The sequence below is a fragment of the Arenibacter sp. S6351L genome, assembly GCF_023016025.1.
GTDB classification, from domain to species: Bacteria; Bacteroidota; Bacteroidia; order Flavobacteriales; family Flavobacteriaceae; genus Arenibacter; species Arenibacter algicola_B.
Map to the genome: position 1 here is coordinate 33,372 of NZ_JALKBB010000027.1, position 23,189 is coordinate 56,560.

19 protein-coding genes are annotated in these 23,189 nt (G+C 39.7%); 15 read left to right on the forward strand and 4 right to left on the reverse strand.

All coding sequences use genetic code 11. From position 1 onward, the window contains the following. Positions 1 to 13 precede the first annotated feature (13 nt). From rsmA to MWU82_RS18865, 7 genes are all read left to right on the forward strand, one after another. A complete protein-coding gene (gene rsmA, locus MWU82_RS18835; RefSeq protein ID WP_215947900.1) occupies positions 14 to 886 on the forward strand; it encodes a 16S rRNA (adenine(1518)-N(6)/adenine(1519)-N(6))-dimethyltransferase RsmA in 873 nt (290 codons plus the stop codon). Next, a complete protein-coding gene (gene mgtE, locus MWU82_RS18840; RefSeq protein WP_215947901.1) occupies positions 873 to 2,225 on the forward strand; it encodes a magnesium transporter in 1,353 nt (450 codons plus the stop codon). Before rsmA ends, mgtE begins: the two co-directional genes overlap by 14 nt. 208 nt (positions 2,226 to 2,433) lie before the next feature. Then, on the forward strand, positions 2,434 to 3,039 hold the full coding sequence (locus MWU82_RS18845) for a helix-turn-helix domain-containing protein (protein ID WP_215947902.1): 606 nt from the start codon (positions 2,434 to 2,436) through the stop codon (positions 3,037 to 3,039). A gap of 204 nt (positions 3,040 to 3,243) precedes the next feature. After that, on the forward strand, positions 3,244 to 4,182 hold the full coding sequence (locus tag MWU82_RS18850) for a 2-hydroxyacid dehydrogenase (protein ID WP_247097559.1): 939 nt from the start codon (positions 3,244 to 3,246) through the stop codon (positions 4,180 to 4,182). A gap of 104 nt (positions 4,183 to 4,286) precedes the next feature. Then, on the forward strand, positions 4,287 to 4,673 hold the full coding sequence (locus MWU82_RS18855) for a VOC family protein (RefSeq protein ID WP_215947904.1): 387 nt from the start codon (positions 4,287 to 4,289) through the stop codon (positions 4,671 to 4,673). A gap of 53 nt (positions 4,674 to 4,726) precedes the next feature. Continuing rightward, positions 4,727 to 5,227: a TM2 domain-containing protein gene (locus tag MWU82_RS18860; protein WP_247097560.1), complete on the forward strand. Its 501-nt coding sequence runs from the start codon at positions 4,727 to 4,729 to the stop codon at positions 5,225 to 5,227. Positions 5,228 to 5,356: 129 nt separating this feature from the next. After that, positions 5,357 to 5,848, forward strand: coding sequence for a GNAT family N-acetyltransferase (locus MWU82_RS18865; protein WP_247097561.1), 492 nt, complete (start codon positions 5,357 to 5,359; stop codon positions 5,846 to 5,848). Positions 5,849 to 5,888: 40 nt separating this feature from the next. Here the strand turns inward: MWU82_RS18865 and MWU82_RS18870 are convergent, their stop codons facing one another. The 3 genes from MWU82_RS18870 to MWU82_RS18880 all read right to left on the reverse strand — a co-directional run bounded on the left by MWU82_RS18870 (position 5,889) and on the right by MWU82_RS18880 (position 9,525). Next, positions 5,889 to 7,712 carry a lysophospholipid acyltransferase family protein gene (locus MWU82_RS18870; RefSeq protein ID WP_247097562.1) on the reverse strand — a complete coding sequence of 608 codons (1,824 nt, stop codon included), beginning with the start codon at positions 7,710 to 7,712 and terminating at the stop codon, positions 5,889 to 5,891. 86 nt (positions 7,713 to 7,798) lie between these two features. Next, positions 7,799 to 9,049: an aspartate kinase gene (locus MWU82_RS18875; protein WP_247097563.1), complete on the reverse strand. Its 1,251-nt coding sequence runs from the start codon at positions 9,047 to 9,049 to the stop codon at positions 7,799 to 7,801. Continuing rightward, positions 9,046 to 9,525 (reverse strand): GNAT family N-acetyltransferase, encoded by a 480-nt coding sequence (locus MWU82_RS18880; protein ID WP_247097564.1) that lies wholly within the window; start codon positions 9,523 to 9,525, stop codon positions 9,046 to 9,048. Before MWU82_RS18880 ends, MWU82_RS18875 begins: the two co-directional genes overlap by 4 nt. A gap of 113 nt (positions 9,526 to 9,638) precedes the next feature. Between MWU82_RS18880 and fbp the strand changes: the two genes are divergently transcribed. Further along, a complete protein-coding gene (gene fbp, locus MWU82_RS18885; protein WP_215947909.1) occupies positions 9,639 to 10,646 on the forward strand; it encodes a class 1 fructose-bisphosphatase in 1,008 nt (335 codons plus the stop codon). A gap of 47 nt (positions 10,647 to 10,693) precedes the next feature. Here fbp and MWU82_RS18890 read toward each other — a convergent pair whose 3' ends face one another. Beyond that, complete coding sequence (locus MWU82_RS18890) at positions 10,694 to 11,116, reverse strand: TerB family tellurite resistance protein (protein ID WP_215947910.1); 423 nt, start codon at positions 11,114 to 11,116, stop codon at positions 10,694 to 10,696. 457 nt (positions 11,117 to 11,573) lie between these two features. On the opposite strand from MWU82_RS18890, the gene MWU82_RS18895 reads away from it, so the two are divergent. The 7 genes from MWU82_RS18895 (at position 11,574) to MWU82_RS18925 (ending at position 23,185) form a co-directional block, all read left to right on the forward strand. After that, complete coding sequence (locus MWU82_RS18895) at positions 11,574 to 13,616, forward strand: response regulator (RefSeq protein ID WP_247097565.1); 2,043 nt, start codon at positions 11,574 to 11,576, stop codon at positions 13,614 to 13,616. A gap of 332 nt (positions 13,617 to 13,948) precedes the next feature. Continuing rightward, positions 13,949 to 14,809: a UDP-2,3-diacylglucosamine diphosphatase gene (locus tag MWU82_RS18900; RefSeq protein ID WP_247097566.1), complete on the forward strand. Its 861-nt coding sequence runs from the start codon at positions 13,949 to 13,951 to the stop codon at positions 14,807 to 14,809. Positions 14,810 to 14,846: 37 nt separating this feature from the next. Then, complete coding sequence (locus MWU82_RS18905) at positions 14,847 to 15,842, forward strand: glycosyltransferase family protein (protein WP_247097567.1); 996 nt, start codon at positions 14,847 to 14,849, stop codon at positions 15,840 to 15,842. Positions 15,843 to 15,857: 15 nt separating this feature from the next. Further along, positions 15,858 to 17,219, forward strand: coding sequence for a GH1 family beta-glucosidase (locus MWU82_RS18910; RefSeq protein ID WP_247097568.1), 1,362 nt, complete (start codon positions 15,858 to 15,860; stop codon positions 17,217 to 17,219). Between the two features lie 293 nt (positions 17,220 to 17,512). Continuing rightward, positions 17,513 to 18,025 carry a heme-binding domain-containing protein gene (locus tag MWU82_RS18915; protein WP_247097569.1) on the forward strand — a complete coding sequence of 171 codons (513 nt, stop codon included), beginning with the start codon at positions 17,513 to 17,515 and terminating at the stop codon, positions 18,023 to 18,025. Between the two features lie 302 nt (positions 18,026 to 18,327). After that, positions 18,328 to 19,479 (forward strand): FecR domain-containing protein, encoded by a 1,152-nt coding sequence (locus MWU82_RS18920; protein ID WP_247097570.1) that lies wholly within the window; start codon positions 18,328 to 18,330, stop codon positions 19,477 to 19,479. A 193-nt stretch (positions 19,480 to 19,672) separates the two neighbouring features. After that, entirely contained in the window at positions 19,673 to 23,185 is a 3,513-nt protein-coding gene (locus MWU82_RS18925; RefSeq protein ID WP_247097571.1) for a SusC/RagA family TonB-linked outer membrane protein, read from the forward strand. The last annotated feature ends 4 nt before the right edge of the window (positions 23,186 to 23,189 follow it).

A 23,189-nucleotide genomic window follows, 5' to 3' on the forward strand; every position in this document is an offset into this window, starting at 1 on the left:
AATACGCAGCGCCATGAGTAAAAAAGGGAAAAAGGCCTTTCAGACCAAGAAGGAAAAGTTCAATAGGCCTTGGCAGGAGGAAAGTCCGGTAAAAGCGAAAAAACATTTAGGGCAGCATTTTTTGAAAGATGAGGCCGTTGCCCAAAAAATCGGGGAAACCCTAAGGTTGAACGGATATCGCAATGTTTTGGAAATAGGGCCCGGTACCGGGGTGCTCACCAAGTATTTATTGGAAAAGGATATCGATTTGGTGGCTATGGATCTGGATGAGGAATCTATCATCTACCTTAACCACAGTTTCCCTTTGGAACACAATAAATTAATGCAGCGCAAGGGCGAGTTCAAGGTTTTGGAGGCCGATTTTTTAAAGTATGACCTATGGACCCTTTTTGGGGAAGAGCAGTTCGCCATTACCGGGAATTTCCCGTATAATATTTCCACTCAGATTGTTTTTAAGATGTTGGAATTTAAAGATCAGATTCCGGAATTCACCGGGATGTTCCAAAAAGAGGTGGCCGAAAGGATTTGTGAAAGGGAAGGGAGCAAGGCCTATGGGATACTTTCCGTTTTGGTACAGGCATTTTACGACGCGGAATATTTATTTACGGTTTCGCCCCAAGTTTTTGATCCGCCTCCCAAAGTGCAGTCGGGAGTGTTGCGACTTACCAGAAAAGAAAATTTCCATTTGGACGTGGATGAAAGGCTGTTCAGACAGGTGGTAAAGGCAGCGTTTAACCAGCGCAGAAAGACCATTCGTAACAGTTTAAAAACATTCAATCTTTCCGATGTTCTCAAAGAAGATGCTATATTTGGCCTGCGTCCGGAGCAATTGAGTGTTGCGGACTTCATTTCGTTGACACAGAAGATAGCAAATGATACCATTTAAACTCACCGAGGAATATTTAGCTGAAATAGAACAGCTAATAGACAACCAGCAGGACGGACAATTGTCCGTATTGTTGGCTGAGGTGCATTATGCGGATGTGGCGGAGATTATCAACGAATTGGACGAGGACCATGCCACCTATCTAATTAAACTTCTGGACAGCGAAAAAACATCGGAAACCCTTACGGAGTTGGATGTAGATGTTAGGGAGGCCATCCTTGCCAATCTTTCCGCCAAGGAAATTGCAGGGGAATTGGACGAGTTGGATACGGATGATGCTGCGGATATCATAGGGGAACTCCCTAAAAATATGGTCCAAGAAGTTATCTCCGAATTGGAAGATAGGGAGCATGCCAAGCATATTGTGGATCTGTTGCGCTATGATGAAAATTCTGCAGGTGGACTTATGGCCAAAGAGCTGGTAAAGGTCAATGAGAATTGGAACGTACTTACCTGCGTAAAGGAAATGAGGGCGCAAGCGGAAAATGTTACCAGGGTTCACTCTATTTATGTGGTAGATGATGAAGGTAAACTTAAGGGGCGACTTTCCCTAAAGGATTTGCTTACCACCTCCACCAAGACCCATATCAGTGAAGTATATATTCCCAAGGTAGATGCCGTTAACGTAAATGAAAAACCAGAGGAAGTTGCCAAAATCATGTCCAAATACGATTTGGAAGCCATCCCAGTGGTCGATGAAATTGGAAGACTGGTTGGCCGTATTACCATAGACGATATTGTGGATGTTATTAGGGAAGAGGCAGAAAAGGATTATCAATTGGCGGCCGGTATTTCCCAGGATGTGGAGGCAGATGACAGTATTTGGGACCTGACCCGTGCAAGATTGCCCTGGTTGTTTCTAGGCCTTTTGGGAGGTGTTGGGGCTGCGGCCATCATGGGGGGATTCGAGACACTAATGAGCGATTATGGAGTACTATTCTTTTTCACCCCGCTAATAGCTGCAATGGCCGGTAATGTTGGGGTGCAATCCAGCGCTATAATGGTGCAGGGATTGGCCAATGATGATCTAAAAGGGAGTATTGGTGGGAGACTTATAAAGGAAATGTTATTGGCCTTGCTAAATGGGACCGTTTTGGCATCTATACTATTATTCTTTACCTGGCTTTGGAAAGGTAGTTTTCTTACCTCCCTGGCCATTTCCATCTCCTTGATCACCGTAACCGTGGTGGCAGGGATTATAGGGACCTTTATACCGCTGTTTCTGCACAAAAGGGGCATAGATCCCGCCATAGCCACGGGACCGTTTATTACAACAAGCAATGATATTTTTGGGATTTTGATCTATTTTTCCATCGCCAAGGTTATTTTGGGCATTTAGGGCACTCCGCCTTCTTCGGCGGCGGCGGGCTTTCCGCGCTACATGGTAGCCGGCTGCAATCCCTAGTGCAAGATCTTGGTTTAATTTATAAAGCCTGTTTCCCGGTTACCAACCAATTGGCACAGATGACGTAAAGTTGGCGCAAAGATGACGTTACCACAAAACCTGATCCGATTTAGTTTTGTTTTAAATTATTAAAACACCAAGAATGAAAAATGGAAATTTAGCAAATAGGGTAAAGGAATTAAGAAAAAGAAATGGCTTGTCCCAAGAGGCACTGACTGAAAATTCAGGATTGAGTTTAAGAACAATTCAGCGCATTGAGAATGGAGAAACCCAACCGACCGGTGACACCCTCAAAAGAATTGCCAAGGCACTAAATATTACACCCAATGAACTAGTGGATTGGACAATTGTGGAAGACAAGGGTTTTTTGAAAGCCCTTAATTTGTCCGCACTTACTTTCCTGTTCTTTCCCTTACTTGGAATATTGGTGCCATTAATAATGTGGATTTCCAAAAAGGACAAATTAAAGGACCTCAATAAGATAGGCAGGGATATTATCAATTTTGAAATTACTTGGACAGTATTGCTTTTTCTTGGGTTTCTGTTAAATGCAGTTTACATGGCCTATTATTGGGAAACAAATGGAGTTGTTTCCGCAAGTAGCATACTTTCCAGTGTGAGGTTCAATATGTTCTTTCTAATTTTTATGTATTTGTTTAATCTCGTATTTGTAATTTTCAATACCGTCTTAATTGCCAGGGATAAAGAGGTCAGGTATTATCCCAGGATTAATTTCATAAGAAAATGATGAAGTTGTGGAGGGGATTGCTTTTTGTCCGGTTTCTTTTCACTCATACTTTGCTATGTCCAAATAAACACTTTCTAATTAGTGTTTTTGGAAACAAATAGATGTATTTTATGATTTGTCCCTGTATTTAAACCTGAAAATAGTCCGGTTTCATGTTTATATTAGCCCAGCGGTCGTGTATCTTTGCCATTTAATATTTAGTTTATGAAAGTTCTCCATTTAGATGTAAATCACCCACTGATCATTGAGCAGTTTAATGCCCTGGGGTTTCAAAATGATGAAGATTATACCTCCTCCAAGGAGGAAATTGAAAATAAAATAGGTGACTATGATGGTGTCATCATCAGAAGCAGGTTTACTATAGATGAGGCCTTTTTGGATAAGGCCGTCAACCTAAAGTTTATAGGTCGCTTGGGAGCCGGTTTGGAAAATATAGATACCGATCATGCCAGGCGACTGGGAATCTTTTTAGCTGCCGCCCCAGAGGGGAATCGGAATGCTGTTGGGGAACACGCCTTGGGAATGTTATTGTCTCTCTTCAATAAATTGAACAAGGCGGACCAGGAGGTAAGAAATGGAAAGTGGGACCGGGAAGGTAACCGTGGAATAGAATTGGATGGCAGAACCGTGGGGATTGTTGGTTATGGCAATATGGGCAAGGCCTTTGCCAAAAAGCTAAGGGGCTTTGATGTGGAAGTTATTTGTTACGATATTGTGGGGGGTGTAGGCGATGAAAACGCAAGGCAAGTAGGGATAATGGAATTAAAGCAAAAGGCAGAGGTACTTAGTCTTCATGTACCGCAGACAGACCTTACCAAAAATATGATCAATGCTGATTTTCTAAAAGATTTCAAGAATCCGCTTTGGTTGATCAATACCGCAAGGGGGAAATGTGTGGTAACAGAGGACCTTGTGGCCGCAATGAAAGAGGGCAAGGTGCTCGGAGCTGGTTTGGATGTACTGGAATATGAAAAAAAATCTTTTGAAGATATGTTTAGCGGGTCAGAATTGCCAGAGGCCTTTACCTATTTGATCAATGCCAATAATGTGCTTCTTACTCCCCACGTAGCAGGTTGGACCGTGGAGAGTAAAATAAAATTGGCACAGACGGTGGTAGACAAGATCAAGGGGAAATTCTGCTAAACACGGCCTGCAACCTCAGATTTTGATCTTTTAAGCCATAGGGTCATTTTGTTATTGTACTGGGCACTCGCCCTTCAAAGTTGAGATAATTAAAATAGAAGATCATGAAAAATAGAGTTACAGGACTGGGCGGATTTTTCTTTAAGACCAAAGACCCCAATGCAATTAAACAATGGTACAATAAACATCTCGGACTTAATACCGATCAATATGGCTGTACTTTTTGGTGGAAGGACAAGGAAGGGGAGGACTGCACTACCCAATGGAGCCCCATGAAAAAGGACACCAATTACTTTGAACCTAGCAATTCCCCTTTTATGATGAATTTCCGGGTAGAGAATTTGAAGGAACTGCTCAAAGTTTTAAAGGAAGAAGGGGTTACCGTTATTGGGGAAATTGAGGAGTACAATTACGGTAAATTCGGCTGGATTTTGGACCCTGATGGTAATAAGCTGGAGTTATGGGAACCCAATGATAAAGCGTTTCTTTGATTAAGAAATAATTATTACATTTAGTACTATTATTAATCAACTAAAATACAACCATGTCAGAAGAAAATAAAGATTTAGGAGATAAGGCCAAAGACGCTGCAAAAGGGGCCAAGGAATCTGCCAAAGAGTTTGCCAAAGAAGCTAAGGAATCGGCAAAGGAATTTGCGGATGATACCAAAGAGGCTGCCAAGGAATTTACCGAAGACACTAAGGAAGCTGCCAAGGATTTTAAAGAGGAAGCCAAGAAAACAGCCAGTGAATTTAAAGAAGGTCTGGCCAGTGCTGGAGGGGATAATAAAAAAATTCTGGCTGGGGTTCTTGCCATTGTCTTTGGGCAATTTGGGGTACATAAGTTTATCCTTGGGTATCAAAAAGAAGGTATCATCATGTTGGTAGCAGCCGTAATAGGCTATGCAACTATGTGTTTTATTATAGGGAGTTTTATTGTAATGGCCGTCGCTATTGTGGGTCTAATAGAAGGCATTATTTATCTTACCAAAAGCGATGAGGATTTTTACAATACCTATCAAGTGGGTAAGAAACCTTGGTTCTAAGAATAATATGAAGTCAGATTTTTATGGTCTGACTTTATTTTTATCAATATTAATCGTAATATTACGATAAATTGGAAAGGTAATCCAAGGGTCTGTATACAACTGAGGTTTGTTCTAAAAAGTATTTTCATGGAGATTCGGAAAATGAAAAATAGGGATTGGCCATCGGTAGCCCAAATATACCAGCAGGGAATGGATACTGGTTTTGCTACCTTCGAGAAAGTGGTCCCTTCCTTTGAGGTTTGGGATGCAGGTCATCTACAGATAGGAAGATTGGTGGCAGCCAAAGGGGATAGCATTTTGGGCTGGGCTGCTCTTTCCCCGGTATCAAGCCGATGTGTTTACGGTGGAGTGGCGGAAGTGAGTGTTTATATAGGACAGGGCAATAGAGGCCAAGGTGTAGGGAAAATGCTTATGCAGGAGTTGATTGTTGAAAGTGAAAAAGCAGGTTTATGGACCCTGCAATCGGGAATATTTCCGGAAAATGAGGGGAGTGTGGAATTACATCTAAAAATGGGATTCCGTTTTATAGGTAAAAGGGAGCGCGTAGGCAAACGGGACAATGTCTGGAAGGACAATCTTCTCTTTGAAAGAAGAAGTACTGTTGTAGGCGTGGATTAGTGCCTTGTGGCCGCTTTAAGATTGCCTCAGGGAGGAAATCCTAAGCGGGGTTGCCTTCATCCTGTTGCCCTTCGGCCAATTTTCTTTCCAATTCTGCCTGAAACTCTTCCATAACGGGCTTTACAGTGCTTTCAGGTAAGTCGGCTATTTTAATGTACATTAAACCATCCACCGAGTTATTGAACAAGGGATCTACGTTAAAGGCAACCACTTTGGCATTCTGTTTAATATATTTTTTGATCAATACGGGCAATCTTAAACTTCCAGGTTCCACTTCTTCAATAAGCCTGTCAAATTTGTTAAGATCTGCTTCGGTTTCATCAAAAATAAAGTCCTTGTCGGCATCATTTAGTTTAACCTTAAATTCTTTTTTGGGCCTAATGTATTGGGCTACATAGGGATCCCAATAATTACTTTTCATAAATTCTATCATCAAGGATTTTGAAAAGTTGGAAAACTGGTTGCTGATACTTACCCCTCCGATTAAAAATTTGTGGTCCGGGAATCGCAGGGTAGTATGCACAATGCCTTTCCATAAAAGGAATAATGGCATTGGTTTTTGTTGATACTCCTTGATGATGTAGGCCCTGCCCATTTCTATGGATTTGGACATCATACCGTACAGTTCTGGTTCAAATCTAAAAAGGTCTTGTAAGTAAAACCCATCTATTCCGTACTCTTCAAATATTTCCGAACCCATGCCCATCCGGTAGGCCCCAACGATTATTTTGTCCTCATCGTCCCATAAGAAGAGGTGTCGGTAATAATTATCAAACTTATCCAGGTCAATGGCATTATTGGTGCCTTCGCCTATAGCCCTAAAAGTTACTTCACGCTGTCTGCCGATTTCCTTAAGAATAAAGGGCATGTCCGCAGCCTTGGCCAAAAAGACCTCATAATTTTTGCTCTGCAACAGCCTACAGTCTTTTTCCCTTAAGCGTTCAATTTCTTCCTGTATAACTTCTGTGCGTACCGCTGTGGCTATTTTTCTTGGGGCCTTAGGTATTTTTAAACTTGTTGGAATCTGGTCCAAGAGCCTTTCTTTCTCATAGGCATTGGATAGCATGTAGGTCTTACGCCTTAAAAGGTCTGCAAATTCTGCTAAATTTTCCTGTTCGTTCTGTGTTTGAACGGAAATAGGTTGCCCAATACGTACCTTAATGATCCTGTTCTTTTGCGTGGTTACTTCAGAAGGTAGTTTGGCCGTGCGGAATACATCGCTTATTTTGGAGAGGCGATAAAACAACCTACTGTTTTTAGCGTGAAAATAGATGGGGACCACAGGTACCTCTGCCCGTCGTATTAATTTTAAGGCAGCCTCTTCCCAAGGTCTGTCCACAATTAATTTACCATCCCTGTAGGTAGAAACTTCCCCTGCTGGAAAAATTCCCAAAGGGTGGCCGTCCTGCAAATGCTTCATGGCATTCTTAAATCCGGAAATACTGCTCTTGGCATCCTTATGGGTCTCAAAAGGATTTACGGGTAGAATATAGGGAGCCATAGGTTCTATCCTGTTCAATAGGAAGTTGGCTATTATCTTAAAATCAGATCTATGGTTTAAAAGTAATTTTAAAAGGAGTACCCCGTCTATCCCGCCAAGTGGATGATTGGAAATAGTAATGTAGCAACCTTGTTTGGGCAAGCGTTTAAAATCCTCCTCTGGAATTTCGAATTTTATTTCATAATGCTCCAAAATGGCATCCAGAAAGTCCATCCCGTCCAAATGCTTGTGTTGGTCGTAAAATTGGTTAATGCTGGAAATTTTGGTTACTTTCATGAGCACCCATCCAATGAACGTTCCCAGAAAGCCGTATTTATCCAGATTAATAGCCTTGGCTACTTCCTTTGCGGTTACTAAACCCATGCCTTAGTGTAATTTGGTAACCGCTAAGATAGGAAAATCGCTACAGCTATCCTTATTTATAGTTTCCAACAAATTATTTCGTAGCCCTATTGTACTACCAATTGCACTGTTTCCTTGCCGCGTTGTTCAAGCAGGATTTCCTTGTCTTTTTGTAGGCTTGTTAAAGCATCCGTATCGAAATGTCTAATGGTATATAGGGAAACGCCCTCTTGGTGCACTACCTTGAACCTGCTTTTTAATAGGTTTAAAAGCTCCTGTAATTTGTCAAATTTATTATCAACGCAAACAGAAAAACTAATGGCAGAATTTTGGATCAGGTCTACTTTCATCTGATGATCGTGCAATAATTTAAATAGTTCGCTGATACTATCTTCCACAATGAACGAAAAATCCAAGGAGGAAAGTTTCATTAGTACAAGGTTCTTTTTTACAATAAAACAGGGAACCTTAGGTTCTATCCCTATGCCTTTACCAACTGTTGTGCCTTTGTCCTTAGGATTAATGAAGGATTTAACGTGTAGGGGTATTTCCTTTCTCTGTAAGGGTTGCAAAGTTTTTGGGTGAATTACGGAAGCCCCATAAAAGGCCAGTTCAATGGCTTCTCGATATGAGATTTTGTTCAATAATTCTGTTTTTTCAAAATATCTGGGATCCGCGTTCAAAACCCCGGGAACATCCTTCCATATCGTAACCTCTTCCGCATTTAGACAATAGGCTAAAATGGCAGCAGTGTAGTCGGAACCCTCGCGGCCCAAAGTAGTGGTGAAGTTGTTATCATCACTGCCTAAAAAGCCTTGAGTAATATTTAGCTTGCGCTTGTCCACTTTTTCAGTGACGTTTTTTTGTGTCTTCTCCCAATTTACAATGGCATCACGATAATCATCGTTGGTCTTGATCAATGAGCGCACGTCCAACCATTGATTGGCTATTCCTATTTCATTTAAATAGGCACTTAGAATGGTAGTGGAAACCAACTCGCCATAACCCACAACTTGATCATATACAAAACCGTATTTAGGAGATTTGTTCCAGACCAAAAACCCTTGTACTTCATCAAAAAGAGTTTTGACCTTGGCAAAAACTGGGTGTTTGTCATTGGAAAATAAGTCATGCAGAATGTTGTCATGATATTGAACAACTTCATGAACTGCCGACGCCAATAAGGATTTGTCCTTAAAATAGGCATTTACAATATCTTCCATGGCATTGGTAGTCTTTCCCATGGCGGATACTACCAAAAGGGTATTATCGTGACCAACTTCCTCTAAAACCTTAACAACGTTTTTTACACTACCTGCATCTTTTACAGATGCTCCTCCGAATTTAAAAACCCTCATAACTTATTTAAAAATGTTTTAATTCCTTTTTCGTCCAAATGCACAACATTCCAATCCCTTAAAACCTTGGCGCCCCTACTTTCGTAAAATAAAATGGCCGGTTCGTTCCAGTCCAATACCTCCCAGCTAATACGTTTAACTCCAAGTTGGTATCCGTACTCCACTACTTTTCCCAACAAGGCTGCACCAAGACCGCTACCTCTCATCGCTTCTGTAACGATCAAATCTTCAAGGTGTATAATAGGGCCTTTCCAAGTGGAATACCTCTTGTACAACAGTGCCATTCCTACCACATCGTCATTAACTTCCGCTACATAGCAATGGAATAATTTGTCGGTGCCAAAACCATCCCGTTTTAAATCTTCGACGGTAATCTCCACGGCATTTTCCTCTTTTTCGAAAACGGCCAACTCCTTGATCAATTTATGTACCTGGGCCATATCCTTGGCTTCGGCATCTCGAATACTGTACTCCATAATTGTTACAAATAAAACACAAAGTTATAAATTTAAAAAATCATTATTTTACGAAAACGTTGTAGTTTCACAAATTAACCGATATTTGTGCTCAAATAAACAAAGCTTTTGTAATGCAAAGAAAAAATACGACCCTGGGTGAATTCATCATTGAAAACCAATCGTCTTTCCAATATTCCTCCGGGGAACTTTCAAAACTTATAAACGCTATTAGATTGGCGGCAAAAGTAGTAAACCACGAGGTTAATAAGGCAGGGCTGGTAGATATTATTGGGGCGGCCGGGGATACCAATATCCAGGGGGAGGACCAACAAAAACTGGATGTTTTGGCCAACGAAAAATTTATTCAGACCTTAATAAATCGGGAAATAGTCTGCGGGATCGCCTCTGAGGAAGAAGATGATTTTATCAGTATTAATAGTAGTGATAACCAGCACCAAAATAAATACATTGTGCTGATAGATCCCTTGGATGGGTCTTCCAATATAGACGTGAATGTTTCGGTAGGAACCATATTTTCTATCTATAGAAGGGTTACCCCTATTGGCACCCCTGTTGCCCTAGAAGATTTTTTACAACCTGGCAGGGCGCAAATAGCGGCTGGTTATATTGTTTATGGTACTTCAACCATGTTGGTATATACCACTGGTGATGGGGTAAACGGATTTACCCTAAACCCGGCCTTGGGAACTTTTTACCTTTCCCATCCCAATATGGAGTTTCCTGAAACAGGTAAAATTTACTCTGTAAACGAAGGTAATTATGTGCATTTCCCCCAAGGTGTCAAGGATTACATCAAATATTGTCAGAAGGAAGAAGGGGATAGACCCTATACCTCAAGATATATTGGTTCTCTGGTTTCTGATTTCCATAGGAATATGATCAAGGGCGGAATTTATTTATATCCTAAGAGCAGTGTTGCAGCCGAGGGTAAATTGCGATTGCTCTACGAATGCAATCCAATGGCATTTATAGCCGAACAGGCAAAAGGGAAGGCTAGTAATGGGTTTGGTCCCATTATGGATATTAAGCCTACAGAACTGCATCAAAGGGTACCCTTTTTCTGTGGAAGCAAAAAAATGGTAGAAAAGGCCGAGGAATTTATGCAGGCCACAAAATAGAAAAAGGAGCCAAAAGCTCCTTTTCTTAGTTTTAACAATACGGAAACCTAGTGTTTCAAAAGGTACAGATAGTCCTCAAAACCTATTCTTCCAGAAAAAATATCTATAGATCTTTTAATAATCAGATTGGCACTTTCCGACCTGTACCCCAAACCTATGGCGTATTTGGTTATAAGGGCTCTTTCCTCTTCATCAATTACATTGTCAACGAAAATAATTCTGAACAGATCGTATAACCTTTCCAAACGTTCTTCGGAACTGGCAGGTGGGTTAATAGGATATTTGTTTTCCGATTTCATAACCTCTTTATACTCGTCCTCCGTAATATCAAGCTTATTGGCAAAACGATCCAATAATTCCTTTTCCTGAGAGTTTATTTCACCGTCAATGGCGGCCAAAGTAGCAATGGATGCAAAATGCGCTAAATTTCTTCTATGTGCTCCACCACTATATAAATCTACATAAGACATATTCATGATTTTTATTTGGGCAAAGATAAATTTTTAGAAAAGTTTATTTATAAATTTCTTTAATTATTTCACTGGGGTATCCTTTCCCAAGGTTCTGGCCATAGGGGCAAGAGTATAAAAGGTAGGTTTTTAAGAACAGTTTGTCCCATCCGTTTAGGTGACCAGGATATTTAACCAACCGATCTGTACTTTTTTACCTGGAACTTCGTAAAAACATGATTGCAAAAAGACTATGGTGACATTGTTTTTGTCTTTTAAAAATAGTTGTAATCAGCTAATTAACAGGGTTTAATGTGTAATTGGCCGATTTCTTTTATTAATTTCTATATTGGGGAAACCGTGTTTTTAATACCCCTGTATTATAAGCCTAATAAAACGAGGTGCTTTTTATTTATTGTGATATCTTTGACTGTATCAACCACTAATTGAACTAATTCAGCTTTTTAGCACCCCTAATATGTCCTTTAAGATTCCAAAGAAAGAAATAATATATCCTTTTTCTGTTTTTGTCGTATTGATGATTGTTGTAGTTGCGCTTTGGAAGAATTCTTTGAATTCCAATAGGGAGCTGATCAAGAAAGACATAGAGGTGAATGGGCAAATCCAGTCGCAGGGATTCTTGTCTTCTGGCCAAAAAAGCATTATTGTCCTCGAGAATTTAATGGAGCGTTTGGTGATGACCGATGGAGATTTTTTTCAATATTTGGAAGATGACGCCAGACTTATCCTTAAGGAAGATCAATCTTTTAAATTCGTGGAATGGATAGATAGTTCCCAGGTAATTCAAAGGATTGTGCCCCTTAAGGGGAACGAGGCAGTGATTGGTGCTGATCTTTCCAAACACCCAAGACGTGATGAATGGCTAAGGCATGTGCGGGATTCTTCGACCAACTTAACGGCTTGGACCACCTTAATACAGGGAGGGAATGCCTTTTTAATAGATGTTCCTGTTTTTTTCGGGGGTAAATTCCAGGGAACCATAACCGCTGGAATGGATTTTACGACCACTTTTGATATGTTGGCTACGGGAATGGACAATTATGCCATTGAAATAAAGGATGACAAGGGAACTACTTTTTATAGACTCAATGACCCCTCGCCCAGCGACTTTAGCGATGATTTGGTCTATGTTAGGTCTTATGAGGTAGATCAGGATGACAAACAGGTGTGGACCTTTTATCTAATGCCCCGCAATAAGGAGGTATTGGCCGAAAGGAATAAGTCTTCTTCAATCATTTTAATTTTTGGGATCCTAATATCCCTACTTATGAGTTTGTTGACGTACTTTTATCAATCTTCCAGAAATGAAAACTTACGTTTTAGGGATTTAAATATTAAGCTTCGGGTAGCTAATAGAAGTTTGAGGGAAGAACGGACCAAGGCAGAAAAAGCTTCCAAGGCAAAAACGGAGTTTGTCTCCAACATGAGCCATGAAATCAGGACCCCTTTAAATGCTATTATGGGCTTTATTGAGGTTCTAAAGGAGTCCAAAATAGATAGTTCCCTCATGGAATATCTTTCTTTGATGGATGTCTCTTCCAAAAAATTGCTTCTACTGGTGAACGATATTCTGGAAATAGATAAAATAGAATCTGGCCAAATAAGCTTTAAAAAGGATGTCTTTTCCCCATCGGAAGAGCTGGAGAATATTATTAGTATTTATAGGCCCAGTATTGAGGCTAAAGGGCTTTACGCAAAATTGGATATTGTCTCGGACTCCAAAACCCATGTTATTGCGGACATAGGAAAGTTTGGCCAGATACTCACCAATCTTTTGAGGAATGCCCTAAAGTTTACGGACGAGGGAGGAATAGATATCACCTATGAAGAGACCATACACAATAGTGACTTAAATATTAGCATTGGCATTAAGGATACTGGAATAGGAATTCCGAAAAGTAAACTTAAAACCATTTTTGATAGGTTTACACAAATAGATTCAGGTATTACCAAAAGGCATGAAGGTAGTGGACTTGGATTGTACATTACATATCTGCTAATAGAGTTGTTGGAGGGTCATATTGAGGTAGATAGCACAGAAAATGTTGGTACGGAATTTAAGATTTCGCTTACGTTTCCTATTACGGAGATGCAACCAGAAACAAAGGCGCCCATTTCCAATAGTATAGATTTGACAGGGTTTAAGGTTTTGATCGTAGACGACAATAAGGTAAATGTTGTGGTACTCAAAAAGACCTTGGATGCATTTGGTATAAATACCTATTGGGTAGGAAATGGAAAAGAGGCTGTAACAGCGGTGGCCGAAAACCAATACGATTTGGTCTTCATGGATATCCATATGCCGGAAATGGACGGTTTTGAGGCTACAGTGGAAATAAGGAAAACCCAGAAAGACCTTGTCATTATTGGTTTCTCGGCGGATGTCACCAAAGAGACGATCCAAGGAGCCAAAGAGGTTGGTATGAACGATTATTTTACCAAACCCATTACATTTGATAAACTTAGACAGAATTTATCCAAATACCTTGTTCGGGTATAGTATTCTTGGATCCCCATTCCTTTGCCCTGGGCTATTTTTAGTCATTCTTAAACTTTAGTAGGTGTTTACTCTTCTTTGATAATCACAAAACCTAATTAGACTTTCCGCAGCCTTGGAAAACAGTCTGTTAACAATCATATAACCTAATTTTAAAGTCGTATTTAGTTTATTGTCGACCTAAATATCAATCTTTGAATTTACATTGATTTTCTGTGCATGAAAATTATTTCTAATTCAATATTGACCGTTTTGGTCAAATTCTTAAACCTTGGGTCAAAGTCCTTTTGCTCTCCTTTCAAGTTTCGAATAATTAACCTACCAAATATTACTTCATGAAAAAAAGACCTGTGGAACTAGTGGTTTTGTCCGATGTGCATTTGGGTACCTACGGATGCCATGCCAAGGAATTAGTCAAATATCTAAAATCGATAAAACCCAGGGAGGTGGTTTTGAACGGCGATATTATTGATATATGGCAATTTAGCAAGCGCTATTGGCCAAAATCCCATATGAAGGTGATAAAGATCATTATGCAATGGGTGGCGGAAGGAATCCCTGTGCACTATGTGGCCGGCAACCATGACGAAATGTTAAGGAAATTCCTAGGCTTTAAATTGGGTTCTTTCAATATTGTCAACAAAGTGGTCTTGGAGGTAAATGGTGGCAAAGCTTGGATGTTTCATGGAGATGTTTTTGATGTTACCATGCAACATTCCAAATGGATCGCAAGGCTGGGCGCTACAGGTTATGATATGCTGATTTTGTTGAACAGTGCCATAAATTATTGTAGTAAAAAAATGGGAAAAGGTCCGGTTTCCATGTCCAAGAAGATAAAAAACAGTGTTAAATCGGCCATTAAGTTTATAAACGATTTTGAACAGATCGCGGCAGATATCGCAATAGAAAATGAATATGATTATGTGGTTTGTGGGCATATTCACCAGCCCGAGATGAGGGAAATAGCTACCTCCAAGGGGTCTGTTATGTATCTTAATTCTGGCGACTGGATAGAGAATTTAACAAGTTTGGAATATAATAATGGGGAGTGGAAATTATACCACTATTTAGAGGATGTTAAGGTTCTCAATGATGATGAAAATATTATGGAGCCAATGGAAATTCTTGATAAAAACGAACTTTTTCAAAATTTGGTGAGGGAATTTCAATTTTTGACCTCGGCCGAGAACAAATGATCGTCCTGTTCATTTACTCTCTTAAAACAGTTATAATATGAAAGTACTATATGCCATCCAGGGTACTGGCAATGGTCATTTAAGTAGGGCGCGCGATGTTATTCCGGCACTACAGGAAAAAGGATTGGAATTGGACATCCTTGTAAGCGGAATACAGGCTGATATTCAGATTCCCCATCCGGTCAAGTATCAGCTCAAAGGACTTAGTTTTATTTTTGGCAAACAAGGAAATGTTAATTTATGGAGGACCTATCTCAAGTCCAATGCAGCTAGACTGCAGAAGGAGATAAAAAGTATACCCATTGAAGATTATGACCTGATCATAAATGATTTTGAGCCCGTATCTGCTTGGGCATGTAAACTAAAAAATAAGCCTTCCATAAGTTTTAGCCATCAGGCAGCAGTACTGTCTCCCAATTCCCCCAAACCGGACAAGAATGACCTTATGGGAAAATTTATCTTAAAGAACTATGCGCCCACAACCCAACAGTTTGGCCTGCATTTTAAAGCCTATGGGGATAAGATCTATACTCCTATTATAAGAAAGGATATTAGAACTGCGGAGGTCAAGGAAGGGAATCATTATACCGTGTATCTGCCGTCTTATAGTGATGGTAGGATATTGAAAACCCTTTCAGAGGTTTCCAATGTAAAGTGGGAAGTTTTTTCCAAGCATAATAAGGTAGAATTTTTAGGCAAGAATATTAGTATTAGGCCTATAACCAACGAGGCATTTGTGCACAGCATGGTCACTTCCAAGGGAATATTGTGCGGTGCAGGTTTTGAAACTCCTGCCGAAGCTTTGTACCTGGGCAAGAAGTTGATGGTAATCCCAATGAAAGGACAATATGAACAACAGTGCAATTCAGCGGCATTGAAAGAATTGGGGGTTCCCGTAATCAAATCCCTGAAAAATAAACATTTGGATAAATTGAGACTGTGGGTAGATAGTGATGCCAAAATAGAAGTAAACTATCCGGATATCACGGAACAGATTATAGACCAGTTGCTTGAAGGGGCCTTTTCTGGTTAAGCAATCTTAGTGCTTATGTCGAAAAATTCAGAACATTTTGATTTGCAAGTAAATGACTTTGGTAAAAATTTTATTTGGGGTGTATCTACGGCGGCATATCAGATAGAGGGTGCGCACGATGTGGATGATAAAGGACCTTCCATCTGGGACGATTTTACCTCAAAGAAGGGGAATACCTACCAAAATCAGCACGGCAATGATGCGTGTGAATTTTATCACAAGTTTCAAGAGGATATCCTCTTGATGAAGAAAATGAATATTGATCACTTTAGGTTCTCCTTGTCCTGGTCCCGGATACTGCCAAAGGGAACAGGAGCTGTAAGCGCTAAAGGAATTCAGTTTTATAATGATGTTATCAACTTTTGTCTGGAATGTGGTATAACGCCTTGGGTGACTTTATATCACTGGGATCTGCCGCTTGTGCTGGAAGAAAAAGGGGGGTGGACCAATAGGGAAATTCTAGGATGGTTCCAGGAATATGTAACACTTTGTGCCAATAATTTTGGGGATAGGGTCAAAAATTGGATGGTATTGAACGAACCTATGGTCTTTACGGGTGCGGGGTATTTTCTAGGCGTACATGCACCAGGTAGGAAAGGTTTAAGAAATTTTTTGCCCTCAGTGCACCACGCGGTATTGTGTCAGGCCGCAGGAGGTAGGATTTTGCGTAATTTGGTGGCCAATGCCAATATTGGTACTACCTTCTCCTGTTCCCAGATATCACCTTATAGGAACAATCGCCGGGACCTTAAGGCCGCGGAAAGGGCAGATGCCATGCTAAACCGACTCTTTATAGAACCTTCTTTGGGAATGGGGTACCCTTGGGACACGATTCCAGTTTTAAAACGAATACAATCTTATATATTACCAGGGGACGCCGAAAACGCCGTATTTGATTTCGATTTTGTGGGAATCCAAAATTATACACGTGAAAAGGTTAAGCATTCCTATCTGGTGCCTTATATAAAGGCTAAAATTGTAAAGGCAAGCAAACGTAAAGTTAGGGCTACCCTAATGGACTGGGAAGTCTATCCGCCCAGCATTTTTAATATGATAAAAAGATTTAACGGCTACGAGGGTGTAAAAAAAATAATAATTACGGAAAACGGAGCTGCTTTTGAAGATGAAATCAACAAAGGTGGGGTGCACGATAAGGAAAGGCTTTCCTATTTACAGGCTTATTTGAAGCAGGTACACAGGGCGAAAAGGGAAGGACTAAAGGTGGATGGGTATTTCGTATGGACATTTACCGACAATTTTGAATGGGCGGAAGGGTATTATCCAAGATTTGGTTTGGTTTACATTGATTTTGAAAATCAACAAAGAATTATAAAGTCATCCGGAAAATGGTTCAGCCATTTTTTGGGCACTAGGTAGTTTTTTCGACCAAAGACAAGGGTCAAATTGTTATAAACAAAAAAACCGATGAGACCATCGGTTTAGAGTAGCTAACTCAAATCAAATTATAAGAACGTATCCTTTATTAGGTTGCAGTAAAATTATATTTTAAGGTTGTTTCCGGTGTTATCATAAGATAGTCAATAAGTTAGTTTAATATTAATTATTAAACCATTTTCAAAAATGAGTGTCAAAACCAAAAAAATATTACCTTAGTACACGGCCTATAACTTATAATTCGCTGTATTTGTCATTAACCAATATTTATTATTATGCTAAAAAAAATTTTGTTAGGACTGGGTGTAGTATTGATCTTGATCCAGTTTTTCCGACCCGAAAAAAATGAATCTAATGATAATACGAATAGCCTTTCCACTAAATATAAGGTTCCTGAGGATGTAAACCATTTATTGAAGGTTTCCTGTAATGATTGTCATTCCAATAAAACGGAATATCCATGGTACTCCAATGTTCAGCCTGTAGCCTGGTTTTTAAATGATCATGTGGTAGACGGCAAAAAACATTTAAATTTTTCCAACTTCACAAAATTACCTTTGGCTATTCAATATCACAAATTCGAAGAGATTGTGGAAATGGTGGAAGAAAAAGAAATGCCAATACCTTCTTATACTTATTTCGGACTTCATCCTGAGGCTAACCTTACCCAGGAACAACAGGACCAGATTTTGGATTGGTCCAAGGCCCAAATGGCATATTTAAAGGCTACTTATCCTGCAGATAGTTTGGTGAGGAAGAAAAGGCCGGGGAAATCCCCTTCAAAATAAAAATTAAGGACGCGGCCTTAATGGGCGCCCTTTGTCCGTAGATAATCCCGGTGTGTCTGTAGTAAGTAGCATTGGAGTCATCTATAATTTGAATTAAGGGTCACCCAACATTTCTTCAATTGAAATAAATTAATATTTTGAAATCTTAGTCCTTTTTTAACAAGGGCAACGTTATGGTCACTGCAGAAAAGCAGTGACCATAATTTTATGTCCGAGCTATAGTGGAAAAATAAATTTCTTTTTTTTATTAAAAACCTAGGGTATTCCGATTAGGCTACGTCGTAAATAATATAACACGTAGCATGATTCCATCCAATATAGAAATAGGTATACTTAAATACCTCGATAAAACGGCCACGGCTATACAACTACAAGAGTTGGAAGATTGGCTGGAAGATCCTTTGAACAAGGAGCTCTTCAATGATTACGTGCTTATGCATTATGCAATTAATATGGGCCTCAATAAAATGGATGATCAGCCGATGAAGAAAGAATTGATCCGCAAAATCCAGAAAGAGAAACCCAGCATTAATAGATTGTTTCCACAAAGCCTACTTAAAATTGCTGCAGTATTGCTTTTGCTTCTAGGATTTGGTTATTTTTTCAATCAAAAATTCGATGAAGCCAATGTAAAGGAACTAGTTGATCCCAACCAGATTACACTTCAGTTGGATAATGGAAACATAGAGGTCATAAGTGAAGATGGAAAACGAAAGATAATTGATGCAGAAGGAAATGAGGTCGGAATGCAAAAAGGAAATACACTTAACTACAATGAAGGCGGTGATCCGGAAAAACTAATCCATAATCAACTAAATATTCCCAATGGCAAACGGTTTGAATTGGTACTGTCCGATGGCAGTAGCGTATTTCTTAATTCAGGGTCTTCTATAAAGTACCCAGTGAAATTTTTACCGGGCAAGACCAGGGAGGTATTCTTGAACGGTGAAGCTTATTTCGAAATAGCAAAAGATAGTATTGATCCATTTATTGTCAATGTTGCCGATTTAAAGGTGCGTGTCCTAGGTACGGAATTCAATCTTTCTTCCTATCCCGAAGATAGTCAGGTTACTGCAGTTTTGGTCAATGGGTCCGTTGGCCTTTACAGCGGCGATGTTTATGGGCCTGAGACTACCACTTTTATGAAGCCTGGTTTTAGGGGGGTGTATGATCATAGCAGTGGTAACATCTCTTTGGACGAAGTGGACACTAGTTTGTATACCAGTTGGAAATCGGGGAAACTGGTTTTCAGAAGTATGCAGTTTAAAAATATCATTAATAAATTGGAGCGCACTTACAATGTTAGTATTGTAAACAATAATAAAGAACTGGGCGAACAATATTTTAGTGCCAGTTTTGACAAGGACGAGCTAATGGAGCAAATTTTCGCTTCCTTTAGGACCAGCTATAGGTTTACCTATACGATTGAAAATGAAAAAATAACTATAAACTAAAACTGGATTATTATATGAATTAAAAGAAAAAAACCAAAAATCAAGTTTAAAAAAAACTGGAAGATGCGCGAACATCTCCCAGCTAAATACCAATGAGCAAATAAATACTCATCTAAATAATCAATACAAAAATATGAAAATCCTTCTTAAAATTAGGAGTAGGCTTCTATGTCCTCCGGAATTGAGCTTAAAAATGAAATTAACCACCCTTTTGCTGTTCATTGCCTTATTTAATATAAGAGCCAATAATTATGCGCAAAACACTCGGATAAGCCTGGATCTTAAAGAGGTCTCTATTGAAAAGGTGCTAAATGAGATTGAATCCCATACAGAGTTTAAATTTCTGTACAATTTAAAGGATGTGGATATTAGTAAAATTGTTACCCTTAAGGTGAACAAAGAAAAGGTTAGGAGTATATTGAATACGCTTTTTCTCAATACCAATGTGTCTTATGAGGTATTGGAGAAACATATTATCCTAAAAAGAATCGAGAACATAGACATTAAAAGTGTTCCCCTTAAAACCGATGATACTCCGATACAATCGGAAGTTCAAGGGATTGTTAAGGACAGCGATGGGATGATTTTAGCTGGGGCCAATGTCGTCATAAAGGGAACTGCCAAAGGGGTGGTTACTGATTTTGATGGCTATTTTAGTATTGCCGTACCTAATTCGCAAACCGTTCTTGTCTTCTCCTATATTGGAATGGAGACGAAAGAGGTTGCTGTGGGTAACAACACTAATTTAGATGTTGTGATGAACCCTTCTGCCCAAAAAATGGACGAAGTAGTGGTGACCGCTCTAGGAATGAAGCGAGAAAAGAGAGCCTTGGGCTATTCCGTAGGCGAGGTTGACAGTGAAAAAATAAACCTTGTTCCCCAGGAAAATGCGTTGGGCGGTTTGTCCAGTAGGGTTTCCGGGTTGGACATTCGAAGGTCTGGTAACGACTTAAATGCGGAAACCTATGTCTATATCAGGGGTAGAACTTCTTTGTCTGGAAATGATGAGCCTTTGGTTGTTGTAGATGGTTCACCTGTTGGGAGTACTGCTGTTTTGGGTAATATAAGCGCTATGAACATTCAGAGTGTTTCCATATTAAAAGGAGCAAGTGCAGCTGCACTTTACGGTTCCAGAGCAGGTAATGGGGTAATTCTTGTTACTACTAAATCTGGAGAAGGTCTTAAAAAGGGGGTTGGGGTTTCATTCTCCTCAACAGTCACTTTAAATACGCCCTATAAATATTTTGAAACTCAGGATCAATTTACCAACGGGCAAAGAGGTATTTTTGATGAAGCCACATGGCAACACTGGTACGGTCCAGGAGAAGGCGGCTCTGCGGTACAATGGAATAGCAATGGTGAAGCAGTGCCATTAAAGTTTTATAAGGACCCACAGAAAGATTACTTTAGGACAGGGGTTACCACAATAAATGATGCCAGTATAAGTGGGAATTATGACAAGGGTAGCTTTAGATTGGCAGTATCCCATTTGAAAGGAGAAGGCTACTCCCCAGGCACTGAGCTTCAAAAGCTTGGTTTCCGACTAAATACGACCTATAAAATAACGGATAATGTAACCGTTTCCACGAATTTTGATGTTTCTAACCCGAATTCTGACAATAATCCAGTTAAAGTTCTAGGTGGTGATGATCAGTATTTTGATTTATTCAATATCGCGCCACATATAAATATCAATGACCTAAAAGGAGACTATTGGGAAACACCGAACGTAGAGCAACGCAATGTTACGGATGGGTATAACAACCCTTGGTTTTCCGCCAATGAAAGGAAAAACAAATTTGACAAGCTAAGTGGTTTTGGAAATATTAAGCTGGACTGGGAAATTACCTCAAATTTTAATGCAATGGCTCGTGTAGCCTACAGTGGTAATTACAATAAAGTGGAAACTTTAAAACCATGGTCCTTTCAAGGATTTGGTGGGGGAACCACCAAACCAACTGGGGCGTATAACCTAGATAATAGTAATTCTAAGGAAACTAACGTAGATGTTTTGTTTTCCTATGATAAGAAATTTGGAGATTTTCGTATATCCCCTTCTGTAGGTGGAAATATATTGAATAGCGAAGTTAACACCTATAGTTCTGGTGGTGACAATTTGGTGCTTCCTGGCTTGTTTACCCTTTCCAATGTAACCAGAGGAGGATTGGAATACAGTAGTGGAACCTTTAAAAAGGCGGTATACAGTGTTTATGGAATGGCTACATTGAGCTATAAAAATATGCTCTACTTGGATTTAACAGCACGTAACGATTGGTCCAGCACCCTTCCTACGGAGAACAGTTCTTACTTTTACCCTTCCGCTTCTGGAAGTGTTTTGGTTTCTGAAATGTTCCAAATGCCATCTTGGATTTCGTTACTTAAAATACGCTCTGGATGGGCTGAGGTAGGAAAAGATACCGATCCTTATTTAATCCACCCTACTTTATCCCAAGGATTTTGGGGCGATGATTTTACCTATTCACTACCAAGCAGTATGCCAAATACCAAACTAAAGCCAGAAATAGCTACTTCTTATGAGGTAGGTACTGATTTAGGTTTCTTTAAGGGCAGACTGGGGTTGGAGGCTACCTATTATAAGACTCAAAACAAAAACCAAATCTTAAATGTGAACGTTTCACCACTTACGGGGTATACCAGTACCACCATTAATGCAGGGAATGTGGAAAATTACGGGTTTGAATTTGGATTGAATATGGTTCCTATTAGAACGGAAGATCTTGAATGGAACATGAATTTTAATTTCACCACACAGGAAAGTAAATTGGTAGAATTGGTTGACGGTATTGACCGTGTTGATTTTGGTGGAGGAACAGATGGTGGTGCTTTTACAAGAGTAGGAGGAATCATTGGAGACATGTATTCTCCTTATATAAAGAAAGTAGAAGAAGGTGAGTATGCAGGATGGAATCTATTGGATTCTAATGGAAGATGGGTAGATGATAGGGCTCGGGAGAACCAGATTAAAGTTGGAAATTTCAACAACGATTTTGCTGTTGGGATGAACACTTCTATTCGATATAAAAACTTTACCCTTTCTGCTAGTTTCGACTGGAGGCAAGGCGGGGATTTCTTCTCCGAATCCATGAAGAGAATGGCACGTTCTGGAAAAATAGAGGACTGGCAAAATGGAATCAGCTCAAGTACCTTTTCGGGAATCCTAAATGCTAATTCTTATCCTGATAGGGCTGCATTAGCCAATGAAATTAAATCTAACCCAATTTATAGAGACAACGATGTCTGGGTGGGTGGACGAAATGAAGAATTAGGTGGGTTTGAATTTAACGGGAATTACAACGGAGCTTTCTTTCCTGGGGTAATAGACAATGGTGATGGTACCTATACCGAAAATTTTGGAGATGTTGGCACAAAATTATTTGACGCCTATAGAGTGGTTGAATCTAGCGGTAGTTATTGGAGAACCGGTTATGCTTTTATGTACGACGCATCCTTTGTTAAATTAAGAGACATCACCATGACCTATGCACTACCAGCTGAGGTTGCCAAGTTTATTTCGGCAGATAATGTAGCCATATCCGTATATGCCAAGAATGTTATGCTTTGGACCGCAGCCGGTATCGGAATCGATCCTGAACTTGCCTATGATCAGGGAACCCAAGGGTTTGAAAAATGGAATGTGGCCCCTTGGACTATTCCTGTAGGCCTTCGACTTAACATAAGTTTCTAAAAAT